Below are 21,593 nucleotides of genomic sequence, written 5' to 3'. Positions count from 1 at the left end.
TGGATCAACACTGCTTGAGTACATAGTTTTGTCATGGTAAGACCAAGGAGGCATGTCCTTGTTGACCGTTCTCATGGCGACCTACAATGGCGCCGGCACCTTGCCCCAGGTATTGCGCGCCTACATGGGGTTGCGTCCGCCCGTGGGCGGCTGGCGCCTGATCATTGCCGACAATGGCAGCACGGACGCGACGGCCCAGGTGATCGCCGCCTTCCGCGGCCGCTTGCCCTTGCGTTCCGTCTACGTGGCGCGGCGCGGCCGCAGTCCCGCCCTGAACGGGGCTGTCGAACACGCCTTGCGTTCAAGCGGCGATGGCGGCGAGCTGTTCGTGTTTGGCGATGACGACGCCATGCCCGCATCGGACTGGCTGTGCCGCTTGCAGGACAGCGCGCGCGCTCACCCCGGCTACGCCCTGTTCGGCGGCGCCATCGTGCCCGCCTGGCGCGAGCAACCGCAAGACTGGCTGCTGCGCCTGACTCCCGTTGGCTTGACATGGGGCATCACCAGCCCCGATTTGCGCGACGCGCCCATCTATCCGGGCCTGGTCTGGGGCGCCAACATGGCGATACGCCGCCGCATCTTCGAGGCGGGCGCCCGCTATGACGAAAGCATCGGCCCGCAGGGGGCCAACTACGCCATGGGCAGCGAAACCCGGCTCAACCTGGAGATGCATGCGGCCGGCAATCCTTCCTGGTTCTGTCCGCAAGCGAGGATGGCGCACATCATCCGCGCCCCGCAAGTGCAGCGCGCCTGGATACTGCGCCGCGCCATGCTGTTCGGCCGCGGCCAATGCCGTCTGGCGACATTCGCGCCGAGCGTGGAGTTGCTCGGCGTACCGCGCTGGATGCTGGCCAGATACGTGCGCGACTCCCTCGGCGCCGTGCGGGCCTGGCTGCGGCGCGACCACGCCGACCTGTTCCTGCGCCAGTGGGAACGGGCCTGGCTGCGCGGCTTTTTCCATGAAGCGTGGCGGGGGCGGCGCAAACGCTTGCCGCGCATCGTCATCAGCAGTTATTCGGGCGAGCTGGGCGGCATGGAACTGCGCATGGCGCAAGAGGCGAAAGTGCTGGGCGCGAGCGGCTATGACAGCGTGCTGGCCCTGCGGCGCTTTCCCGGTTTTACTGCCTGGGTGCAAGGTTTGCGCGCGCAGCATCTGCAAGTGCGCGTGTACGAGCCGCCCTTGTTTCTCGAACACTGGGCCTGGCGGCGCTGGAACTGGCTGCGGGCCAGGGTCACGGGAGCGTGGCGCTTGCGGCGGCTGAGGCCCGACCTCGTCCACGTGGCGTTTTGCTGGACCAGTTATGGCGCTTCCATCCTGTGGCTGGCGCGGCAATGCCGGCTGCCGGCCGTGATCAGCGTGCACAATGCGTTCCCGCTGGAAGCGTTCAGCGACTGGCAGCGGCCCCGGCTGCAGGAAGCGTTTCGCACCGTCAAGGGCGTGTATGCCGTGTCGCCGTCGGCCATGCGGCATTTCCTCGACCTGTACCGTGGCATGCTGAATCCGGAAACGCGGCTGGCCGTCATTCCCAATGGGGTCGATACGGACACTTTTATCGTCTCTCCCGAACGGCGGATACTGGCGCGCAAGCAACTCGGGCTGCCGCCGGACGCGCTCGTGCTCGGCTGCGTGGCCCGGCTCTCAGCGCAAAAGCGTCCGCAAGCGCTGCTGGCCCTGTTCGCCAGGCTGGCCGCGCAATGTCCCAATCTATATTTAGTGCTGGTGGGCACTGGGCCGCTGGAAGCCATGCTGCGGCTGCAGGCGCAGCAATCGGGCTTGCAGGAGCGCATCGTGTTTGCCGGCTTCCAGCAGCATGTCGAGTTGTTGATGCCGGCCTTCGACCTGCATGTGCTGCTCAGTAAAAACGAGGGCTTCGGCATTGCCACGATCGAGGCCATGGCCTGCGGCGTGCCGGCCGTGGGGACGGACGTGCCGGGCACCCACGATATCCTGCACGATAGTGAAGGCGGGCTGCTGCTGCCGCTCGACGACGAGCACGCCGCCTGCGCGGCCGTGGCGCAACTCTTGCTGGATGCGCCCCGGCGCGCCCGCATGGGACGGCTGGCGCGTGAGGAAACCGTGCAGCGTTATTCGATGCCGCGCCTGGAACGCCAGCTGCGCGCGTTTTACGCCGGCCTCGTGTAGGCGCGGGCAGCCCGCATGAGCGCCACCCGCCACTCGTTTTTCTTTTCGTTCGCCGAAAAATACACGGTACTGCTGCTGGGCATCGTCGCCACCATGGTGCTGTCGCGTTTGCTGTCGCCGGCCGAAGTGGGTGTGTATTCGCTGGGCGCCGTGCTGGTGGCGCTGGCGCAAGTGGTGCGCGACTTTGGCGTGGGGCAATACCTGATCCAGGAAAAGCAGCTCGATACTGTGAAATTGCGCGCCGCGCTGGCTACCAGCCTGCTCGTCGCCTGGCTGCTGGCGGGCCTGGTGCTGCTGGCCAGCGCGCCGCTCGCGCATTTCTATGGCGAACCCCGGCTGACCCTCGTGCTGCGCTTGCTGGCCATCAATTTCCTGCTGATACCGTTCAGCGCCTTGACGTTACCGATGCTGCGCCGGCAACTGCGCTTTCGCGCCATCTATGCCATCAACGCGGCCAATAGCGTCGTCAACCTGCTGGTGGCCGTGCTGCTGGCGCTGCAGGGCTACAGTTACATGAGCATGGTGTGGGCTGCGCTGGCCGGTTCCTGCGCATCGCTGCTGGTGAGCCTGCTGGTGCGGCCCAGGGAGCTGCCGTGGCTGCCGGGACGGCGCGGCATGGGCGATATCGCCCGCTTTGGCGCGTATGCGACGGGGGGCGGCCTCGTCGACGAGGCGGGCGTGGCGGCGCCGGACCTGATCATCGGCAAGTTGATCGGCATTGAAAGCCTGGCCCTGTTCGGCAAGGCGCAAAGCGTACTCAATATCTTTAACCAGGCCATCACCAGCGCGATTTCTCCCGTCGTGTTTCCCCTGTTCGCGGCCCGCGCAAGGGGGGAAGGGGGGCAGGGCGGGGCGGCGCTCGTGTATTTGCGCACGATCAGTTACATGACGGCGCTGGCATGGCCGTTTTTTCTCTTTCTCTCCTGCATGGCTTTGCCCTTGGTCAAGGTGTTGTATGGCACGCAATGGCTAGGCTGTGTGCCCTTGATACGCATCATGTGCCTGTCCTCGGCCGTGTATAGCATGTTCAGCATGGCCCGCTACCTGTTCGTGGCGACGGGCCAGCTGCATGCGCAGGTGCGGCTCGATGCCTGCGCTGGCGTCATCAAAGTAGCGCTGCTGCTGGCCGCAGCGCCGTTCGGTCTGGTGGCCGTGGCCTGGGCCGTGGTGCTCAGCAATGTGCTGCGCAGCTGGCTGAACTACAACTGCCTGCGGCGCTTGAGCGCACTCGACTGGCGCATCCTGGCGCGGGCAGTGCGCAAGAGTTCGCTGCTCTGCGGTGTCAGCGCCGTTGCGCCCGTCGCTTCGCTGCTGTGGCTGCCAACGGACACCCCGGCGCTGCTGGCGCTCATGGGCACGGCGCTGGCCACCTTGCTGTGCTGGCTGGCCGGTCTGTTCCTGTTGAAACATGAACTCGCTGGCGAGTTTCTGTTGTTGCAACGCAAGCTCGCTGGCCGATGGCTGGCAGTCAAATGCACGAAAGGATGACCATGCGTGTCGGTATCTTGTCCTACCCGATGCTGTTCCAGCGCGACGGCGGCTTGCAGATCCAGGTACGCGAAACCATTGCCGCGCTGAACCGGCTGCCCCAGCAGCCGGCGCGGCCTCTGGAAGTGCAACTGGTCGACGCCAATCACCAGCGGCTGGCCGATTTCGACGTGCTGCACGTGTTTTCGGCGAGTAATGGCACCTACCGCATCATGGAAATGGCCAGCGAGCAAGGCGTGCCCGTCGTGCTGTCGCCGCTGCTGGCGCCCAGCTGGAACCGTGCCAGCGCCTGGCGCGCGCGGCTGGCGGACCGGCTGGCGGGCCGGCTGACGGAATGGATGGTGCAAACGAGCTATGCGCAAACGCGCCGCGCCTTGCAACTGGCCGACGTGGTGATCGCGCTGGGCGAGGCCGAGCGTGACGCCATCGTGCAAGGTTTCGGCATGGGAGCCGACACCATCCGCGTCTTGCCCAATGGGATCAACCCGCATTTCTTTACGGCCAATGGCGACCTGTTCCTGCGCGAAACGGGTATCGCCGGGCCGTTCGTGCTGATGGTGGGCAGCATTTCACCGTATAAAAACCAGCTGGGACTGGCCCAGGCGCTGGCGGGCGCCGGCTTGCCCCTGGTGCTGATCGGCGCCGCGCCGCGCGAACAGCAGGCATATCTGCAACTGCTGCTGGACTTGTCGCACGTCAGCTGGCTGGGCGCACTCGACCACGCCGACCCGCTGCTGGCCAGCGCCTACCATGCGGCGGCCGTGGCGGCCTTGCCCAGCCAGGGCGAGGTGTTTCCCCTGAGCGTGCTCGAAGCGCTGGCGGCCGGCACGCCCGTCGTCATGACGGCGCAAAGCGCGCTGGACTTGCCTGATTCCATCTTTGCGCTGCGCAAGGTGCGCTGGGACGACGGCGCCGCGCAGCGCCAGGCCATCCTCGAACTTCTGGCGCTGCCGCCCGAGCGCTCGCGCGTGCAAGCCCTCGTGGAACGCTTTACGTGGGAACGGGTGGCGGCCCAGATTGCCGATTGTTACTACCAGGCGCAGTCGCAGCCTGCCAGGAGGCAACATGCTGTTTAATTCCTTCGCCTTCCTGTTCGGCTATCTGCCCATCGTGCTGGCCGGATACTTTCTGCTGGACCGCCTGGCTCCCGCCGGTACGTCCGCCAACTGGCGCCGCCTGGCCCCCGCGACGTGGCTGGCGCTCGCGTCTTTATTCTTCTATGCCTGGTGGGACGTGCGTTACCTGCCGCTGCTGCTGGCGTCGATCTGCGTCAATTACGGCGCCGGGCGCGTGATCGGGGCGCGCGCGGGAGCGGCCCGCAAGCGGGCGCTGGTCGTGGCGCTGGTGCTGAACCTGGGGCTGCTCGCCTACTACAAATATGCTAATTTCTTCATCGACAGCGTCAATGCCGTCGCCGTGACCGCTGGTGCTGGCGCTGACAGCCTGCCATGGCATGGCCTCGACATCATCCTGCCGATCGGCATCTCGTTTTTTACCTTCACGCAGATCGCCTTCCTCGTCGATTGCTACCGGGGCGAGGTGCGTGAATACCGTTTCATCCATTACGTGCTGTTCGTCAGCTATTTCCCGCACCTGATCGCCGGCCCCGTGCTGCATCACCGCGACATGATGCCGCAGTTCGCCGACCCGGCCAATGCCCATCCGCGCGCCGCCAATTTCGCCATCGGCTTGTCGATTTTCACCATAGGCCTGGCAAAAAAGGTGCTGATCGCCGACAACCTGTCGCCGCTGGCCATCCCCATCTTCGCGGCAGGCGCCGAGCCGACCCTGATCGAAGCGTGGATCGGCGTGCTGGCCTATACTTTCCAGCTGTATTTCGACTTTTCCGGCTATTCCGACATGGCCATCGGCCTGTCGCGCCTGTTCGGCGTGAAATTGCCGCTGAACTTCAATTCGCCGTACAAGGCGGCCAATATCGCCGACTTCTGGCGCCGCTGGCACATGACCTTGTCGCGTTTCCTGCGCGACTATTTATATATCCCGCTGGGCGGCAGCCGGCGCGGCGAAGCGATGCGCTACCGCAACCTGATGCTGACCATGCTGCTGGGCGGCCTGTGGCATGGCGCCGGCTGGACGTTTGTCATCTGGGGCGGCTTGCACGGCCTGTACCTGGTGCTGCAGCAGGCGTGGCAGCGGGTGTTTGGCGCGGCGCCGGGCTACTGCTGGCTGCGCTGGTGGCCCGGCGTCCTGACCTTTCTTGCCGTCATGCTGGCCTGGGTCTTCTTCCGCGCGCCCGACGTAGCCACAGGCTGGGATATCGCCGGCGCGCTGGTGGGGGCGAACGGCGTAAGCCTGCCGCGCGGCCTGGCCAGCCAGGCGTCCAGCCTGGCGCAGTGGGGCCTGCATCCCGCGTTCGATGGCATCCGCTGGATCGAACTGGCAGGGCCAGGCTTGCCCGTGCTGCTGGCGGCGATGCTGCTGGCCTTCAAGGCGCCCAATACGCAAGAAATATTCTTTCTCTATGAGCCTGCGATTGAAAGAATCTTTCAGCCCGCAGGGCGCTGGTCCTTCAGCTGGCGGCCCACCTCGCGCTGGAGCGTGGGCTTGGCCGCGCTGTTCGTTGCCTGCATCTTCGGCATGAACCGGGTCACCGAATTTCTTTACTTCCAGTTCTGACCATGGACACCGCCGGCCGCCGCTATCTTGTCTGCTTCCTCGCCTGTGTATTCCTGGTGCTGGGCGGCATCTCGTTTCTGAACTACCAGGTCGACCCCTATTTGCTGCACCAGTGGGACAGTCCTCTGGTGCAGCGCCCGCGCCAGTTGAATGAAAAGCTGGGCGCCTGGGCCAAGACCTATGCCGTAGCGCGCTACCGGCCGGCCATCATCTACATCGGCAATTCGCGCACGGAACTGGGCTTGCCGACGGGCGTGCGCGCCTTGTTCGACGGCAAGAGCATCTTCAACAGCGCTGTGTCCGGCGCCTCGATCGGCGACGCCATCCGCCTGGCCGAGCATGCGGCCAGGGTCAGCCGCGTCGAGACCATGGTGTGGGGCATCGACGCGCCCACGTTTTCCCTGGACATGGGTGCGGCGCGGGTGGAAGACAGCCTGACGGGCGCCCGGCACGGCTTTTTCGCCCAGCGCGCCCTCGTCAACCTGAAGCGCGGCCTGACCCTGGACATGACGGAGGACAGCGTGCGCATCCTCACCGGCAATGCGGGCGATGTCTGCCGCTCCAACCTGGCCCGGTATGGGCAGCGCGACGAGACCTGCACCCTGAAAGGCATACGGCATTGGCTGGGAACCAAGGACGCCATACCCGTGCGGCTGCAGGAATTTGGCGATGGCCAGGGGCCGACGCCGCCCTCGATACCCGCGTTTGACGCCAGCATAGGCAGGCTGTGCAGTAGCGGCGTGCGTCTGCGTATGTACATCAACCCCACGCACGCGCTGACCCTGTACGCGCTGCACTGGCGCGGCAAGTGGGATGCCATGCAGGCCTGGCAGCGCGGCCTGGTGCGGATCACCGAGCGCCACCGCCAGCAGGGCTGCGACGTGCGCCTGGTTGATTTTTCCGGCTTTAACAGCATCACGACGGAAGCGACCCCGCTCGTCACTGGCAAGCCCGACATGCATTATTACTGGGAAGTGTCGCATTACCGGGACAATGTGGGCCGTTTGATCCTGGCGCGCCTGTTTGGCGGCGACACGCCGGCGCCAGCCGATTTCGGCGTGGAGCTGACGCAGGCCAACGTCGACGCCCACCATGCGGCCATGCGCGCCGCGCGCGACCGCTATCGGGTGGAACATGCGCGCGAAGCGGCTTATACGGAGCGGGTGCTGGACGGGCCGCTGATCCGGCGTTGATGCAAAACGCCGCCATTTTTCTACTTCCAATGCCGACCATGGATACCACCGCCCGCCGCTACCTCGCCATCTTCCTTGCCTGCGCACTGGCCGCGCTGGCCCTCGTTTCCGCCGTCAATTACCACGTCGATCCCTACTTGTTGCACCAGTGGGACAGCCCGCTGCTGCAGCGCTTGCGGCCGACGACCGAAAAACTCAGCGTGTGGAGCAAGACGTATGCGGTGGCGCGCTACCGGCCCGCCATCGTCTACATCGGCAATTCGCGCACGGAAATGGGTTTGCCTACGAGCAGCATGCGTACCTTGTTCGACGGCAAGAGCGTGTTCAACAGCGCCGTCTCGGGCGCCTCGATCGGCGAGGCCATCCGCCTGGCAGAACACGCGGCCACGGTCAGCCATGTCGACACCATGGTGTGGGGCATCGACGCGCCCTCGTTCTCGCTGGAACTGGGCTCGGCCGGCGTGGAGCCGGGCTTGACGGACCCCGGCCCCGCGTTTTTCGCGCGGCGCGCCTTGCTCAACATCAAGCGTGGCCTGACCGTGGACATGACACAGGATAGCTGGCGCATCCTCAGCGGCACCTATGACGGCGTCTGTCTGTCCAGCCTGGCCCTGTACGGCCAGCGCGACGAGTCCTGCCTCACCAGCCGCAACCGCGTCTGGGTCGGCACGGCGCGCGCCTTCAAGCCGCGCCTGCAGGAATTCGGCGACGGCCTGGGCCCGACCGCACCCGCGCTGCAAGCCTTCGATGCCAGCGTCGGCAAGCTGTGCCGTGGCGGCACGCGCTTGCGCCTGTACATCAATCCCACGCACGCGCTCACGCTCGCCGCCCTGTACTGGCGCGGCAAGTGGGACGCCATGGAAGCCTGGCAGCGCGACCTGGCGCAGATGGCCGGACGTTACCGGCGCCTGGGCTGCGACGTGCGCCTGGTTGATTTTTCCGGCTTCAACAGCGTCACCAGCGAGCCGATCCCGCAGGTGACGGGCGCGCGCGCGATGCGTTATTACTGGGAAGCGTCGCACTACCGCGACAATGTGGGCCGCTTCATCCTGGCGCGGCTGTTCGGCGGCCCCGAGCAGCCGCCGGCGGACTTCGGCGTCGAGCTGACGGAAAGCGGCATTGCGGCCCACCAGGCGGCCATGCGCGCCGCGCGCGAGCGCTACCACGCGCAGCACGTCGAGGAAACGGCGTATCTGCGCCACGTGCTGACTTTGCCCCGCGAGCCCAAATAGGCGGCCAGGCAAGCCAGGCGTACACAGTGGGGCAGGGCGCTTGCGCTATGATGGTGTTTTGCCATCCAGCAAGTTCCAGGACGCCCCATGAAAATCGCCTTCTTTGCCAGCCAGCCCTATGACCGCCGTTTCTTCGATGAAGCCTTGCCGTCCCAACCCGATTCCGCCGGCATCGAACTGGTCTACCACAGCGCCTTGCTGAGCCAGGAAACCGTGGTCCTGGCGCAAGGCGCGGAGGCCGTGTGCGTTTTCGTCAACGACGTGCTCGACGCGGCCGTGCTGGAAGCCCTGCACGGCTACGGCGTGCGCGCCATCCTGCTGCGCTGCGCCGGCTACAACAACCTCGACCTGGAAGCGGCCAAGCGCCTGGGCCTGTTCGTCGCCCGCGTGCCCGCGTACTCGCCGGAAGCCGTGGCCGAATACACCTTGGCCCTCGTGCAAACCCTGAACCGCCACACGCATCGCGCCTATGCCCGCGTGCGCGAAGGCAATTTCTCGCTCGACGGCTTGCTGGGCGCCACCTTGTTCGGCAAGACGGTGGGTATCGTCGGCACGGGCAAGATCGGCCTGGCCACGGCGCGCATCTTCAAAGGGTTCGGCTGCACGGTGCTGGGCCACGAACCGTATCCGGCGCCCGCGTTCGCGCAACTGGGCACGATGGTGGAACTGCCGCAGCTGCTGGCCGAATCCGACATCGTCTCGCTGCATTGCCCATTGATGGAAAGCACGCGCCACATGATCAGCGAAGAAACGTTACCGCTGATGAAGAAGGGCGCCATGCTGGTGAACACCTCGCGCGGCGGCCTGATCGACACGGGCGCCGTCATCGAGGCATTGAAATCGCGCCAGCTGGGCTCTTTGGCCATCGACGTGTATGAACAGGAAAGCAATCTGTTCTTCCAGGACCGCTCGTCCGACATCATTGACGACGACATCTTCCAGCGCCTGATGACGTTCCCGAACGTGCTGGTGACGGGCCACCAGGGCTTCTTCACCAGCGAAGCGCTGCGCGAAATCGCCGCCATCACGTATCACAACCTGCAATGCTTCCGCCAGGGCAAGCAATGCGAGAACAGCGTACTAGCTGGCTGACGCCTGTTTTTTAGGCTTGGGCGGCGGCTTGGGTTTTGGCACCGGCAAGGCGTCCGCCGTGCGCCGCGCCAGCTGGCTCAGCCAGTCGCGCTCATCCCACAGCCCGCCATCGATGAGGAAGTACGGCTTGGCTTGCGGATAGGGCGGCGCTTCCTGCAGCGTGCCTTGCGCGCTGATCCAGGCGCGGCCCGCGTCCGTCGGCTTGATGAACAGCTGGTCGTCGGCGACGATGGCGAACATCTTGCCGTCGCAATACAAGCCATACTCGCCAAACATTTTTTTCGCGCTGATGCTGCCCGCGCCCGCCATCTGGTCGAGCAAAAAATCCACCGTACCTTGCTGTGATGCCATGTCGTCCTCCGTGTGAACGATCAGTGTAACGCACTGGCCAGGATGGTCCGGCGCGGCTACACTATGGCCATTGATTTTCTTGCACGATTTCAACCCATGACACCCCAGCATATCATTCACCGCGGCATCACCATCACCACCCTGACGGCCGGCCAGTCCATCGACACCCATTGCGCACCGGGCCACACGGCCATCCGCGAGCAGGACGACGGCTGGTGGCTGTATTTTGTCGATGAAGACGGCAAGGTCGATGGCTACGACAGCCCGTTCGCCAGCCACGCCGAAGCGCTGTGGGCGGCCAAGGCCGCAGCCGAGTTCAGCGCGCAATGAAGGCCAGCCCATGGGCCTTCCTGGGCTTGCCGCAAGCGCCCGTGCCGGAAGCGGAAAGCGTGGACTACGGCGCCTGCCGCGCCGAACTGGACGGCAAGCGACTGGTCCTGCGCGTGGCCAAAACCACGCCGACGAAAACCGGCCAGTTCGTCACCATCTGGAAGCGCCCCCATCCCGACGCCGAGATCGCCCCGCTCGATGACGCGGACCCCGTCGACGTCGTTATCATCGCCGCCAGCGATGGCGCGCAGCACGGCTTTTTCATCTTTCCGCGCAAGGTGCTGCTGGAACGGGGCGTGATGTCGCGCGCCGGAGCCGGAGGCAAGCGCGCGCTGCGCGTGTATCCGCCGTGGTGCACACCGGAATCTGTCCAGGCACAGCGCACGCAGCGGTGGCAGGGGGAGTGGTTTGTGGCGGCGGGGGAGCAGCAAAGGCTGGAACAGTTGTTCAGAGAGTAATTCCTCTTTTCTCCCTGGCATTTGTCTGTGTATTAATGCGTGTCAATGTGCTGTACAAGACCCCTTACTTGCTCTGAAAGCAACAACCTCGTACACTGAGTTATTCTGACCGTCCGCGATCGGCCTATTGTGTTGAAAAACTATTGGCCAAGAACTGTCACAATGCAATAAATGTACAGGAAAATTGTACGCAGTGGCGGTGCTCGGCTCGCTTAGCTCATCACTACTGTCGCCTTCTGTTTTGGCGGAAGCAGCTTTTTGGCCATTCGCCGCAGATTTTGTACCGTCGCTGCCAGCAGAAACTCATCGTGGGCGCCGCTGGGGCCGCGCAAGCGCAATTGGCCGAGTTTAAGGATGCGTTTGAGGTGAGCAAATAGCATCTCGACCTTTTTCCGTTCTTTACGCGATTGTCGATAAGCGTCTGTCTTGCCAATGGCTCGTGCCACGTCGCGTGCAGGTTCATACGGGCTACGGTCGATTTTACGGATGTCCATATTGGGACAGCATTTCAATTTGAGCTGGCAGGCCTGGCAGTCATACAGGCTGGCCCGATAGCGAAATGGGTTTTTCTGCTGGCTACGCTGAGCGGGTTTCAAGTACTTGCCAGCGGGGCAAACATAACGATTGTTTTCTCTATCGAAGATGAAATCGGTACGGCTGAAAGTGCCGTCGTGATGTTCGGATTTATCCCAGACAGGAACGTGCGGGGCGATCTTCTTTTCATCGACCAGCCATCCCAGCATTGCAGCCACACCGTAATTCGTATCGCCCACCAATCGCTGTGGCTTGATAGCGAATTTCTCCTCAACCCGGTTGATCATCGTTTTGGTCGCTTCGACCTCGGCTATCTTGTTTACGGCTGATGCCTCGACATCGACAATCATTCCCGCTTTCAAATCGATCAGGTAATTTGTCGAGTAAGCAAAAATAGCCGGCCCTGCAGCGGCAGTCCAGGTTGCAGACGGATCCGTCAGCGAGATTCTTTTGGGCAGCACTGGATTAGCTTGCTCCAAAGCTGCCAGATATTCTCGCACCGGTCGACTTGCCTGCTCAGGATCACCCCAATCGATAGCGGAATCGCCTGAACAGGAACGTTGCCGCTGGGCGTCAGCCTTGATCATGCTGGCGTCGGTTGCAAACCCCTCGCCCTGTACCAGGCCTTCTGTCATGCAACGTCGAAGAACCGCATCGAATAGCTGGCGAAATGCATCGTGATCGCGAAAGCGGCCGTGTCTATTTTTGGAAAAACTTGAGTGATCCGGCACCTTATCCTTCAGACCCAACCGGCAGAACCAGCGGTAAGCCAGATTCATGCCGACTTCTTCGCACAGCCTCCGCTCAGAACGTATGCCGTAGCAATAGCCAATGATCAGCATGCGGGCCATGAGCTCGGGATCGACTGATGGTCGACCGGTATGACTGTACGACTGAGCCAAGCTCTCGCGAAACTCGGTCAGGTCGAGGTACTGATCCACCGCTCTCAGTAGATGGTCTTCGGGAACGTATTCGTTTAGACTAATCAAGACGAACAACTCCCGTTTGGTTTCCTGACGTCCCATCATCGCAGCCTCCGTCTTTTCTTTGCTTAGACAGCGGCAAATCGTGAGGGTCGCGTGCTCAACTGGAGTTTTTCAACGTAATAGGCCAAATGCGGACAGTCACGTAGCAGCTACAGCCCATACGGAAAATGTTGTCCAGTTGCGAAAAAATTTCTAAGGAGGCGTATAGAGTGCTTAACCAGCGGGGGAAATACTGGTACGGAGATAGTCAGGCAGACATTCGTGGAGAAGTTCTGCGCTATAGCAAGCGCAACGGATACTCTGCTCAATATTTTGCAGATGCTATATGCAGTTGTGGCAATCGTGAGTTTCAACTATCGTTGGACGACAACGAAGACGCTGCTATTCGTCGTTGCTCAAAATGTGGCATTCAGCACGCAATTGGAGACAGTGGCGATTATCTTGATGATGCGAAACTCGAAGAATGCGGCTGTCCATGCGAGACCGATGACTTGGAAATTACGGTTGGCGTTTCGCTATACGCGAATTCCGAAGACGTTCGGTGGTTGTACTTAGGATGCCGGAGACCTCAGTGTGGCCTAACCGCTGTCTATGGGGACTGGAAATGTGAGTTTGTAGGTGACGATTTTCTACTACAAAAGGTCTGAGAGAATTCCGATCAGCGTGCCTGCTCGGAAGCGGCGGCAACCGGCCAAAAACAGCCGTTCTGCTCGCAAAAAAATGTTGAAATCTAGAGGTAACATGAAGAATATTGCTCAACTCGAAACCCTGTATTTCAAACTGCGTCATGGCTTTGTCAACGGTGCTGTGTGTGCCGCATGTGTTGATTGGGCAGTGGAGCGTCTGGACTTGGACGAAGAGGGCGATGACTTAGAGATAATCTTGCTGGCAAGTGCACGAGGACTTGATGAGGTGCTGCCGTTGGTAGAAGTGATCGTTGAGCGATATCTAGGTTCTGAGCGGCTCGATGACCAACTGGCGGCAGGAAAATATATTGTAGAGCTCAGACACGCTTATCTCCAAAGCAAGGAAACGATCTGGACAATCGACATGAAGCTGACACCGCTCTATCCGAAATTGGGATACCCAAATTGGCTAGGAATGCTAATTCGGAATTGCGAATACGCGACAGACGTAAGCGCTTTCGAAGAGCCGTTCGAATTGGAATTCCACTACATTTCGACGCTATGGGGGAGTGTCGCCAGCCGCGCGGAGTTCGAGCAACAATATTGTGCCGAAATCTCCCAGGGACATGATGTCAAATTTGGATAGCTGATGTTTTCCCGTAAAGGTCCGCAATGGGGCGAGGCTGTGTGAAAACGCAGAAAAATTCGGCCCCGCAAAAAAACGGTCTCTTAAAACGCCCGCTACGCGATTTTTTCGGCGTGGGGAATGGTCACCCTACCCATGAAAATTTCGTGTTTTTGCGTTTTCACACAGCCTGGGGCGGTACCTGCCAACGACGGCAACCGGCCAAGAGCGGACGGCCCTTAGCACGAAATGCGTCTGTACTGATGATGGAATCATTGAAATGCGCCATAAAATTCGAATTGCAGCCGCTGGAAACATGCTTGCTCCTGCGTTGGGAGTCTTGCAAAAGCTTGGCTATGCGGTAACTCGAGACAAGACGGCTGAACAACAATATCAAGCGGAAGATGACACTTGTATTTTTGTCGCTGATGACCCATTGACTCTGCTAGGGCTAGTAAAGATTTACGAGGAACGTGGGGCTGACTGGCAGCCGAGTGACGAAGAAGTGCAGCGCTTGCTTTTGCTCGACGAATGTGAGGAATAACGGCCGAGTTCGGCGAGGAGTGGCCGCTGAACATTCCTACGTGATGATATGAGACTAATTTATCCACATGAACTACCGGTTATCGATTTCTTGTTTCGCGCTTCAGGACGCTTGGAAAATCCAGCTGAGCTTTTGGTCAGTTCGATGGATGACGGCGGTATGGGATCTTTGAAATTTGCTTCTGAAACTGATGCCAGGCGATATGGCGCAACTATTGCGGCATGTGAATTTGAAGATACTGACGGCGTCTTGGTTTCGGCGGTTCTGAATCTCGACGAAAGTGATTTACTGTTCGAAGTCGATATTTGGAAGGTCGATTTTACTCCGGTGCTAACCTGGCCGGAGCCTATGGCCATCAGAGCTTCGGATAATTGAGTATTGGCTGAAACCGGCCAGAAGCAGACCCTCGCGAGAAGAGCATGAAGAACAACGAGAAAACAGCCAAAGCTTGGCAGACAAAAATTCTTATCGATTGCGAACGCATTTTGCAACGGCAACTGACTGATGTCGAAACAAGCTTAGTGCGTAGTCGTGAAGGTTTTTTGGCGCTTGAAATGATTGAAGATACCGTATCTCAAATGGATACTGTGGAGCAAACTGCGTACTTGAATTCCGGTCACTGCGGCTAACGGCCAAAAGCCGGCACAAGAAGTTTAGGGGTAAGCATGAGTTCCATAGTAATTTTTTCTGAGCTGGGCGAAATTAAAATTGTTGACGAACCTAGTCACACCTTTGGTTCTCAGGACAATGTTCACCGGTATGCGCAAGAGAAAAACCTTCAACCGGTGTATACGCCCACCTCGACCCACGGCGTTTTCTTGAACGGCGACCCTGTTGTCGTTTTCGGTGCACCCGGAGGATGCAGCTCCGTCCACAAGCATTCTGCACTGGTACTCAATTCGAACCTGCTTTTGGCGGTAGGGGATAGTGTGGTGTGCTTTTCTCTAAATGACCTCAAACTTATTTGGGCGTCGGTGGTGGATGATGCCACGTGTTTTGGGATTTACTACGAATCGAAGCGGATGACCTTGATTTCACATGGGGAATTGAACATCGCCCGCCTGGACGAAAATGGGAAGATATTGTGGAGCAGTTCTGGCGCGGATATATTTTCGGAAGGCTTTAGACTTGAAGAAGAATATATCGTAGTGACCGATTTCAATCAGCGGAACTACCGCATTAACTACGAAACCGGCGTATCAGTTTGATGAGCGAAGGTCCGATATAGGGCGAAAACGGACGTACAAGCCTAATATATAACGTCGAGATCGCACCTTCCTGGCCGACCTGCCTCTTTCTAACTCTGCCCAGCCTCGTTCCGGCCAGCTTCTCGCGCCGGATAAAGTCCTCGACAATACGGCATGCAAATCAAGATATCGCCTAAAAAAATACTACTGTGTCTGCTCATCCTCAGCCCGGCCTGGTATGTCGCCGCATGCTGCGTGTTCTCCAACAGCCGCAAGGCGGCGTTCGATCAAGTCCAGACGGGCGACACGCGGCAAGCGGTGCTTGCCCGCTTCGGTGCGCCGACCCACGTGGAGCGGGCAGGCGAGTCGTTCGAACGCTATGGCTCGGCGCCATGCGCGGCTCCTTGCGCCGAGCGGCTGTGGTTCGATAACCGCTTGAACCCGGAACTGGAAGTGTGGTCGGTGGAGCTGGACCGGCATGGCCGCGTGGTAGGGAAGAATTATCTAGTGTCGATGTAGGCCTGCTTGCTAGACGACTTTGCTGAGCACATACCGGTACTTCCCCGACGCCTCCGCCGCGATCTCGTCGACTTCCTCGACGGCGATGTCGACCTGCGCGCCCAGCCTGGCCTGGAAACCGGCCACGATGGTGGCACGCGTGCTGTCGTCCAGGCGTGGCAGGCAGACGAGCAGCACGCGCGTACGCAGCAGGCTTTCCTGGATGATTTTAAAACTGCGCACTTGCGGCAGTTCGCGCACGATGTAGACGAGGGCCAGGCCGTGCATGACGGTGCCATCGACCGCCGTGAGGAAATCCGTGCTGCGCCCTTCGATTTTCTGCAGCAGGGGCAGGCCGCGGCCGCAGGTGCACGATTGCGTGCCCAGCGCGCCCACGTCGCCCGTGGCGTAGCGGATGAACGGGTAATCCTGCGTGGCCAAATGGGTGACGACGATCTCGCCTGTGGCGCCTGCGGGCAGCGGCCGGCCCTGGCCATCGACGATTTCCACGATGACGTCTTCGGCCGTGATGTGCATGCCGCCGTCCGGGCATTCGTGGGCGATGAAGCCCGCGTCGCGCCCGCCGTAGCCGTTGGCCACGGGGCAGGCGAAGGCGGCCGCGATCTGCGCGCGCTGTTCGTCGTACAGGCGTTCGGCCGTGACAAACGCCACTTTCACGCCCAGGCCGTCGAGCGGCAGGTCGCGCGCGCTGGCATGGCTGGCGATGCGGCACAGGGCCGACGGGTAGCCGAACAGCATGCGCGGGCGCCAGCGGCGCAATTGCTGCACATAGCCGTCCAGGCGCGCGGGCGACATGGCAAACGCGGGCAGCAGGGTGGTGCGCAGCAGCGCATCGCGCATGCGGCGCACGCGGTCTTGCGCGTGCAGCTCGATGGGCGAACCCCACAGCACGGCTTCGCGGTCGCCGATGTCGACGCCCCACCAGCGCGTGGCGCGCCACTTGGCGGCGATGTCGTGGCTGATCCTGCGCCGGCCGAGGAAAAACTGCAGCGGCTCGCCGCTGGAGCCGCCCGTGGCGAACGGGCGCAGGCCCACGGCGCGGGCCGACTTGAAACTGTCGCGCGCGGCGGCGATGTCGCGCTTCCTCAGCAGCGGCAAGCGGGACAAGTTGGCCAGTTGCCTGACTTGCTCGGGATCGAAACCGCTGCGGGCGAACAGGGCGCGGTAGTAGGGCACGTGATCGGCTGCGTGGCGCAGCAGCGCGCGCAGGCGCGCCAGCTGCCACTGTTGCAGCTGCTCTGTGCTCCACCACTGCGAGCGTTCCATCCGGCGCAGCAGGCGCGCGCTGTGGTGGCCCTTGAGCCATTCATGCAGGGGAAACAGCCAGCGGGCGACGAGGCGCGTGTAGGCGCCGGGGCGCGGCGCGGCGCGGATGCGGCGGTAATGGGCGGCCAGCCTGGGCGCGATGTCGGGCCAGCCGAAGGTGGCGGCGTGCGCCAGGCCCGCCTGCACTTGCTGCCGCGTGCGCGCCGGGTCGCGCAGCAGCGCCAGGATGGCGTGCGCCATGGCGGTTGAATCGCCGGGCGGCACGAGGAGCGCCGTCACGCCGTCCTGCAGCAGGGCGGGGATGCCGCCCACGTTGGTGCTGACGACCGGCACGCCGCAGGCCAGTGCTTCGAGCACGGAATTGGGCATGTTGTCGGCCAGGCTGGGATTGAGGACGATGTCGCTGGCCTGGTACAGGGCTGGCATGGCGGCATTGTCGACGGGGCCGGTAAAGCGCACGGCGTCGGTCACGCCGAGCGACCTTGCCAGGCGCACCAGCGCCGCGCGCTCGGGCCCGCCGCCGGCCAGCACCAGGCGCGCCGCGGGAAACGCCTCGCGCACGATGGCGAAGGCGCGCACGGCGCTGGCGTTGTCGTACAGGCTTTCCAGGTGGCGCGCCACGAGGATGCACGGGCCATCTGCGGCTGCTGTGCGTCGCGTGGCTGGCCTGAATCGCTGCAAGTCCACCATGTTCGGCACGATGTGGGCCGTATGGCCGTATTGTTCGAAGACGCCGGCCAGATAGGCCGACGGCACGACGATGGCACTGGCGCGGCGCAGGCTGAACGCCACCAGACGCGGCGAGCGGGCGAAAAAAACGGCCGCTTCGCCGCCCCGGTAATTGAGCAAGGCAGGCTTGCCTTTCAGGCTGGCGATCCACAGCGCGGGCGCGGCCTGCAGATGCCAGGACCAGCCGGAATTGGCCATGATGTGGAACAGGTCGACCGTATTGGCCGTGCGCCACAAGCGCCACAGCAGCAGGGGCAGGCGCAGCGCCGCGCGCAGGTAGCGGATGCGCGCCAGCCACGGCGGCAGATGCGGACCGTTGACGGCCAGCAGCTGCACTTGTGCGCCGTCCTCGCGCAGCTTGTGCGCCAGTTGCGCCGTTTGATTCGCCATGCCGCCGGCCGGCGGCGGCAGCGGGCCGACCAGCGCGATGCGCAGGCCCGTAAAGATCATGGCGCCGCTCCCGCCGCTTCCGCCGACACGCGCGCATACACGGGCGCATAGCGGCCCACGCTGGCGCCCCAGCTGCGCTCCGTCTCGACAAACGCGCGCGCCTGGCGCCGCAGCGCCGGCCAGCTGGCCGTCGCCCGCAGCAGGGCCAGTATGGCCTGCGCTAGCGCTTCGGTGTCGCCGGCGCGAAACAGCATGCCCGTCTTGCCATGGTCGACCAATTCGCGGTGGCCGCCCACGTCGGACGCCACCACGAGGCGGCCCTGCGCCATCGCCTCTAACGGTTTCAAGGGCGTCACCAGCTCCGTCAGGCGCATCGGCAGGCGCGGATACACGCAGATGTCGACCAGCTGATAATAGGCGGCCACCTGCGCGTGCGGCACTCTGCCCGCAAACACCACGGCGTGGGCTATATCCAATTGCGCCGCCAGCGCGCGCAGCGCCGCATCCTGCGGACCGCCGCCGGCCAGCAGCAGCCGCAATGCCGGCTGCGCCGCCAGCATGCGCGGCATGGCACGCAGCAGCAGGGCCAGTCCCTCGTAGGCGTAGAACGAGCCGATGAAGCCGATGACAGGATGACCATCCAAACCCAGCGTGTGGGCCAGTGCTGGATTATCAGAGACATTGAAATCGCCCGCATCGACGGCATTCGGAATCACGGTGATTTTATGCGCGGGCACGCCGCGCGCGCACAGCTCGCGCCGCAAGCCGTCGCAGATGGTGGTGACGGCGTCGGCGCGGCGCAGCGCATAGGTTTCCAGCGCGCGCGTGAGCCGGTATCGCAGGCCGCCGGGCCGGCTGCTGCCATGGTCGGCGGCCGCGTCTTCCCAGAAGGCGCGCACTTCATACACGACGGGGATGCCCAGCGCGCGCCCCGCGTTGAGGGCGGCGATGGCGTTCAGTGCGGGCGAATGCGCATGCAGGATGTCCGGTTTGAGGCGTTGCGCCAGCCGCCGCAAGCGCATGGCCAGGCCGATGATGACGGCCACTTGCCGCAGCACGGGCAGGCGCGCCCACCAGCGCGCATCGGGCGTCGTGCGGTAGAAATGCCAGCCGTCGACCAGCTGCTGCGCGCCATCGGACGGCCCCTGCTTGGCACTGGTAAGCTGCGTCGTATGCCAGCCCAGCGCGCGCTGCTGCCGCAGGATGGCCAGGGTGCGAAACGTGTAGCCGCTGTGCAGGGGCAGCGAGTGGTCGAGGATGTGCAGGATGCGCATGGATTAGCCTGGGACGGATGTTGGGGTCAGTCCCTGCGGGAGCGGAATACGGCCCATTGGGCCATATTCCCCCGACGGGTCTGACCCCTTTGCAACCTGGCGCAGGAACGCTTCGAACATCAGCAGCGACCATAAGGGCGCGCTGTAGTCGCGCCGCCCGCTCGCGTGCTGATCGAGCAGCAGGCGCACGTAATCCATGTCGAACAGGCCGCACTGCGCCAGGGTGGGGCCCAGTAGCCGCTGTTGCAGGCGCTGGCGCAGCGGGCCGCGCAGCCAGTCGGCCAGCGGGATGGAAAAGCCCATCTTCTGGCGGTACAGCAGGGTATCGGGCAGCAGCGGGCGCAGGGCTTTTTTCAGCAGGTATTTGCCTTCGCCGCGCCGCAGCTTGAACTGCGGTGGCAAGCCCGACATCCACGCCACCAGTTCATGGTCGAGCAGGGGCGAACGCACTTCCAGCGCATGCGCCATGCTGGCCCGGTCGACTTTGGTGAGGATGTCGCCGGGCAGATAGGTTTTCAGGTCCAGGTACTGCACCTGCGACAGCGGATCTTGCGCGGGGCTGGCCAGTGCGTGGCGGCGCAGCACTTCGACGGCGCGGTAGCCTTGCAGGCTGCGCCGCAGCTCTGGGCTGAACAGGCGCGCGCGCATGGCGTCACCCAGCAGGCTGACGCCGTGAAAATACGCGTCCGTCGTGTCGCGCGCCAGGCCCTCGAACGTCGTCTTGGCGCGCAGGAAGCGGGGCGCCCAGTCGGCCTTCGGATACAGCCGCCCCAGGGTGCCGAACAGCGACTGGCGCAAACCGGCCGGCAGCAGCGGGTCCATCGCCTTGCGCACTTTTTCTTCGCGCGTGTGCAGGCGGTAGCGCCGGTAGCCGGCCAGACTTTCATCGCCGCCGTCGCCGGACAGGGCCACCGTGACCCGCTGGCGCGCCAGCTGGCAGACGCGGTAGGTGGGCATGGCGGAACTGTCGGCGAACGGTTCGTCGTACAGGTTGGCCAGCAAGTCGATCAGTTCGAAGTCGTCCTGCTCGACCTGGCGCGCATGGTGCGCCGTGCCGTAGCGGCGCGCCACCAGGTCCGCGTAGTGCGCCTCGTTGTATGCCGGGTCGCCGAACGAGATGGAACAGGTGTTGACGGGCGTGCTGCTGACGCCGGCCATCAGCGCCACGACGGCGCTCGAATCGACGCCACCGGACAGGAATGCCCCCAGCGGCACTTCGGCCACCATGCGGATGCGCACGGCTTCGCGCAGGCGCGCCAGCAGTTCGTCGGCCGCCTGCGCCTCGCTGGAGGCGGGATTCGGTGCGAACGGAATATCCCAGTACGATTGCGGCGCGGGCAGCGGCTGGCCCGCGCGGATGGACAGGGTATGCCCGGGCGGCAGCTTGCGCGCATGCTGGAAGATGCTGCGCGGCTCGGGCACGTAGCCGTAGGCGAAATACTCTTCCACGGCCAGCGGGTCGAGCGCGCGCGGCATGGCCGGATGCGCGAGCAGGGCTTTGAGTTCGGAGCCGAACAGCACGGTGCCGTCCTGCGCCTCGCCGTAGTACAGCGGTTTGACACCGAGGCGGTCGCGCGCGAGGAACAGCAGGTGGCGGCGGCGGTCCCACAGGGCGAAGGCGAACATGCCGCGCAGGCGCTGCACGCATTGTTCGCCCCATTGTTCCCAGGCGTGGACGATGACTTCCGTGTCGCTGCTGGTGCGGAAGTGATGGCCGAACTGGCGCAGTTCCGCCATCAGGTTGCGGTAGTTGTAGATTTCGCCATTGAAGACGATGGCGATGTTGCGGTCGGCGTTGAACAGCGGCTGCTGGCCGCTGGCCAGGTCGATCACGGACAGGCGCCGGTGCGCCAGGCCCAGGCCCGGTTCGCGGTGCAATCCGCCTTCGTCCGGCCCCCGGTGGCGCAGGCTATGGTTCATGCGCGCCAGCAGCAGCACGTCGATGTCGCGCTGGCCCTGCAAATCAAAGATGCCGCTGATGCCGCACAT

At 63.1% G+C, this 21,593-nt stretch carries 20 protein-coding genes; 15 read left to right on the top strand and 5 right to left on the bottom strand.

Annotation, left to right across the window (positions count from 1 at the left end; all coding sequences use genetic code 11):
* Nucleotides 1-58 precede the first annotated feature (58 nt).
* From SKZ59_RS10945 to SKZ59_RS10915, 7 genes are all read left to right on the top strand, one after another.
* On the top strand, nucleotides 59-2,143 hold the full coding sequence (locus tag SKZ59_RS10945; protein ID WP_319991735.1) for a glycosyltransferase: 2,085 nt from the start codon (nucleotides 59-61) through the stop codon (nucleotides 2,141-2,143).
* A 15-nt stretch (nucleotides 2,144-2,158) separates the two neighbouring features.
* Entirely contained in the window at nucleotides 2,159-3,631 is a 1,473-nt protein-coding gene (locus SKZ59_RS10940; protein ID WP_319991734.1) for a lipopolysaccharide biosynthesis protein, read from the top strand.
* Nucleotides 3,632-3,633: 2 nt separating this feature from the next.
* Entirely contained in the window at nucleotides 3,634-4,707 is a 1,074-nt protein-coding gene (locus SKZ59_RS10935) for a glycosyltransferase family 4 protein (protein ID WP_413774542.1), read from the top strand.
* Nucleotides 4,697-6,268, top strand: a complete 1,572-nt coding sequence (locus SKZ59_RS10930) for an MBOAT family O-acyltransferase (protein WP_319991732.1) — start codon at nucleotides 4,697-4,699, stop codon at nucleotides 6,266-6,268. Before SKZ59_RS10935 ends, SKZ59_RS10930 begins: the two co-directional genes overlap by 11 nt.
* Nucleotides 6,269-6,270: 2 nt before the next feature.
* The gene (locus SKZ59_RS10925) at nucleotides 6,271-7,461 is read left to right on the top strand and encodes a hypothetical protein (protein WP_319991731.1); all 1,191 of its coding nucleotides are present in this window, start codon (nucleotides 6,271-6,273) and stop codon (nucleotides 7,459-7,461) included.
* 38 nt (nucleotides 7,462-7,499) lie between these two features.
* Complete coding sequence (locus SKZ59_RS10920; protein ID WP_319991730.1) at nucleotides 7,500-8,693, top strand: hypothetical protein; 1,194 nt, start codon at nucleotides 7,500-7,502, stop codon at nucleotides 8,691-8,693.
* Between the two features lie 87 nt (nucleotides 8,694-8,780).
* Nucleotides 8,781-9,785 carry a 2-hydroxyacid dehydrogenase gene (locus SKZ59_RS10915; RefSeq protein ID WP_319991729.1) on the top strand — a complete coding sequence of 335 codons (1,005 nt, stop codon included), beginning with the start codon at nucleotides 8,781-8,783 and terminating at the stop codon, nucleotides 9,783-9,785.
* Here SKZ59_RS10915 and SKZ59_RS10910 read toward each other — a convergent pair.
* Entirely contained in the window at nucleotides 9,774-10,136 is a 363-nt protein-coding gene (locus SKZ59_RS10910; protein WP_319991728.1) for a TfoX/Sxy family protein, read from the bottom strand. The genes SKZ59_RS10915 and SKZ59_RS10910 overlap by 12 nt on opposite strands.
* A 96-nt stretch (nucleotides 10,137-10,232) precedes the next feature.
* On the opposite strand from SKZ59_RS10910, the gene SKZ59_RS10905 reads away from it, so the two are divergent.
* Nucleotides 10,233-10,466 carry a hypothetical protein gene (locus tag SKZ59_RS10905; RefSeq protein WP_128141561.1) on the top strand — a complete coding sequence of 78 codons (234 nt, stop codon included), beginning with the start codon at nucleotides 10,233-10,235 and terminating at the stop codon, nucleotides 10,464-10,466.
* Entirely contained in the window at nucleotides 10,463-10,924 is a 462-nt protein-coding gene (locus SKZ59_RS10900) for a MepB family protein (protein ID WP_319991727.1), read from the top strand. The genes SKZ59_RS10905 and SKZ59_RS10900 overlap by 4 nt, the downstream gene beginning before the upstream one ends.
* Nucleotides 10,925-11,136: 212 nt before the next feature.
* Here SKZ59_RS10900 and SKZ59_RS10895 read toward each other — a convergent pair whose 3' ends face one another.
* Complete coding sequence (locus tag SKZ59_RS10895) at nucleotides 11,137-12,486, bottom strand: IS1182 family transposase (protein ID WP_319991726.1); 1,350 nt, start codon at nucleotides 12,484-12,486, stop codon at nucleotides 11,137-11,139.
* 699 nt (nucleotides 12,487-13,185) lie between these two features.
* Here SKZ59_RS10895 and SKZ59_RS10890 point away from each other — a divergent pair.
* From SKZ59_RS10890 to SKZ59_RS10865, 6 genes are all read left to right on the top strand, one after another.
* Entirely contained in the window at nucleotides 13,186-13,716 is a 531-nt protein-coding gene (locus SKZ59_RS10890) for a hypothetical protein (RefSeq protein ID WP_319991725.1), read from the top strand.
* 259 nt (nucleotides 13,717-13,975) lie between these two features.
* A complete protein-coding gene (locus SKZ59_RS10885; RefSeq protein WP_319991724.1) occupies nucleotides 13,976-14,239 on the top strand; it encodes a hypothetical protein in 264 nt (87 codons plus the stop codon).
* Between the two features lie 48 nt (nucleotides 14,240-14,287).
* Entirely contained in the window at nucleotides 14,288-14,614 is a 327-nt protein-coding gene (locus SKZ59_RS10880; protein WP_319991723.1) for a DUF6984 family protein, read from the top strand.
* Between the two features lie 44 nt (nucleotides 14,615-14,658).
* Nucleotides 14,659-14,868 carry a hypothetical protein gene (locus SKZ59_RS10875; RefSeq protein WP_219330417.1) on the top strand — a complete coding sequence of 70 codons (210 nt, stop codon included), beginning with the start codon at nucleotides 14,659-14,661 and terminating at the stop codon, nucleotides 14,866-14,868.
* A gap of 36 nt (nucleotides 14,869-14,904) precedes the next feature.
* On the top strand, nucleotides 14,905-15,447 hold the full coding sequence (locus tag SKZ59_RS10870; protein ID WP_319991722.1) for a hypothetical protein: 543 nt from the start codon (nucleotides 14,905-14,907) through the stop codon (nucleotides 15,445-15,447).
* Nucleotides 15,448-15,600: 153 nt separating this feature from the next.
* Complete coding sequence (locus tag SKZ59_RS10865) at nucleotides 15,601-15,945, top strand: hypothetical protein (protein ID WP_219330415.1); 345 nt, start codon at nucleotides 15,601-15,603, stop codon at nucleotides 15,943-15,945.
* A 9-nt stretch (nucleotides 15,946-15,954) separates the two neighbouring features.
* Here SKZ59_RS10865 and SKZ59_RS10860 read toward each other — a convergent pair whose 3' ends face one another.
* From SKZ59_RS10860 to SKZ59_RS10850, 3 genes are read right to left on the bottom strand one after another with little or no spacing between them, the layout of a single operon-like run.
* Nucleotides 15,955-18,390 (bottom strand): glycosyltransferase, encoded by a 2,436-nt coding sequence (locus SKZ59_RS10860; protein WP_319991721.1) that lies wholly within the window; start codon nucleotides 18,388-18,390, stop codon nucleotides 15,955-15,957.
* Entirely contained in the window at nucleotides 18,387-19,604 is a 1,218-nt protein-coding gene (locus SKZ59_RS10855; protein WP_319991720.1) for a TIGR04063 family PEP-CTERM/XrtA system glycosyltransferase, read from the bottom strand. Before SKZ59_RS10855 ends, SKZ59_RS10860 begins: the two co-directional genes overlap by 4 nt.
* Nucleotides 19,605-19,607: 3 nt before the next feature.
* Nucleotides 19,608-21,593, bottom strand: coding sequence for an XrtA/PEP-CTERM system amidotransferase (locus SKZ59_RS10850; protein WP_319991719.1), 1,986 nt, complete (start codon nucleotides 21,591-21,593; stop codon nucleotides 19,608-19,610).

The sequence above is a fragment of the Janthinobacterium sp. GMG2 genome (assembly GCF_033949445.1).
In the GTDB taxonomy this organism is placed as follows: Bacteria; Pseudomonadota; Gammaproteobacteria; order Burkholderiales; family Burkholderiaceae_D; genus Janthinobacterium; species Janthinobacterium aestuarii.
The sequence above is the reverse complement of the archived record's forward strand: the minus strand, read 5'-3'. Positions and strand labels throughout refer to the sequence as shown.

Coding starts and splice junctions, on each gene's coding strand:
- SKZ59_RS10855 (WP_319991720.1), bottom strand. CDS start 19,604: ATGCGCATCCTGCACATCCTCGACCACTCGCTGCCCCTGCACAGCGGC.
- SKZ59_RS10860 (WP_319991721.1), bottom strand. CDS start 18,390: ATGATCTTTACGGGCCTGCGCATCGCGCTGGTCGGCCCGCTGCCGCCG.
- SKZ59_RS10925 (WP_319991731.1), top strand. CDS start 6,271: ATGGACACCGCCGGCCGCCGCTATCTTGTCTGCTTCCTCGCCTGTGTA.
- SKZ59_RS10905 (WP_128141561.1), top strand. CDS start 10,233: ATGACACCCCAGCATATCATTCACCGCGGCATCACCATCACCACCCTG.
- SKZ59_RS10885 (WP_319991724.1), top strand. CDS start 13,976: ATGCGCCATAAAATTCGAATTGCAGCCGCTGGAAACATGCTTGCTCCT.
- SKZ59_RS10880 (WP_319991723.1), top strand. CDS start 14,288: ATGAGACTAATTTATCCACATGAACTACCGGTTATCGATTTCTTGTTT.
- SKZ59_RS10940 (WP_319991734.1), top strand. CDS start 2,159: ATGAGCGCCACCCGCCACTCGTTTTTCTTTTCGTTCGCCGAAAAATAC.
- SKZ59_RS10930 (WP_319991732.1), top strand. CDS start 4,697: ATGCTGTTTAATTCCTTCGCCTTCCTGTTCGGCTATCTGCCCATCGTG.
- SKZ59_RS10920 (WP_319991730.1), top strand. CDS start 7,500: ATGGATACCACCGCCCGCCGCTACCTCGCCATCTTCCTTGCCTGCGCA.
- SKZ59_RS10910 (WP_319991728.1), bottom strand. CDS start 10,136: ATGGCATCACAGCAAGGTACGGTGGATTTTTTGCTCGACCAGATGGCG.
- SKZ59_RS10895 (WP_319991726.1), bottom strand. CDS start 12,486: ATGATGGGACGTCAGGAAACCAAACGGGAGTTGTTCGTCTTGATTAGT.
- SKZ59_RS10900 (WP_319991727.1), top strand. CDS start 10,463: ATGAAGGCCAGCCCATGGGCCTTCCTGGGCTTGCCGCAAGCGCCCGTG.
- SKZ59_RS10875 (WP_219330417.1), top strand. CDS start 14,659: ATGAAGAACAACGAGAAAACAGCCAAAGCTTGGCAGACAAAAATTCTT.
- SKZ59_RS10915 (WP_319991729.1), top strand. CDS start 8,781: ATGAAAATCGCCTTCTTTGCCAGCCAGCCCTATGACCGCCGTTTCTTC.
- SKZ59_RS10935 (WP_413774542.1), top strand. CDS start 3,634: ATGCGTGTCGGTATCTTGTCCTACCCGATGCTGTTCCAGCGCGACGGC.
- SKZ59_RS10865 (WP_219330415.1), top strand. CDS start 15,601: ATGCAAATCAAGATATCGCCTAAAAAAATACTACTGTGTCTGCTCATC.
- SKZ59_RS10850 (WP_319991719.1), bottom strand. CDS start 21,593: ATGTGCGGCATCAGCGGCATCTTTGATTTGCAGGGCCAGCGCGACATC.
- SKZ59_RS10870 (WP_319991722.1), top strand. CDS start 14,905: ATGAGTTCCATAGTAATTTTTTCTGAGCTGGGCGAAATTAAAATTGTT.
- SKZ59_RS10890 (WP_319991725.1), top strand. CDS start 13,186: ATGAAGAATATTGCTCAACTCGAAACCCTGTATTTCAAACTGCGTCAT.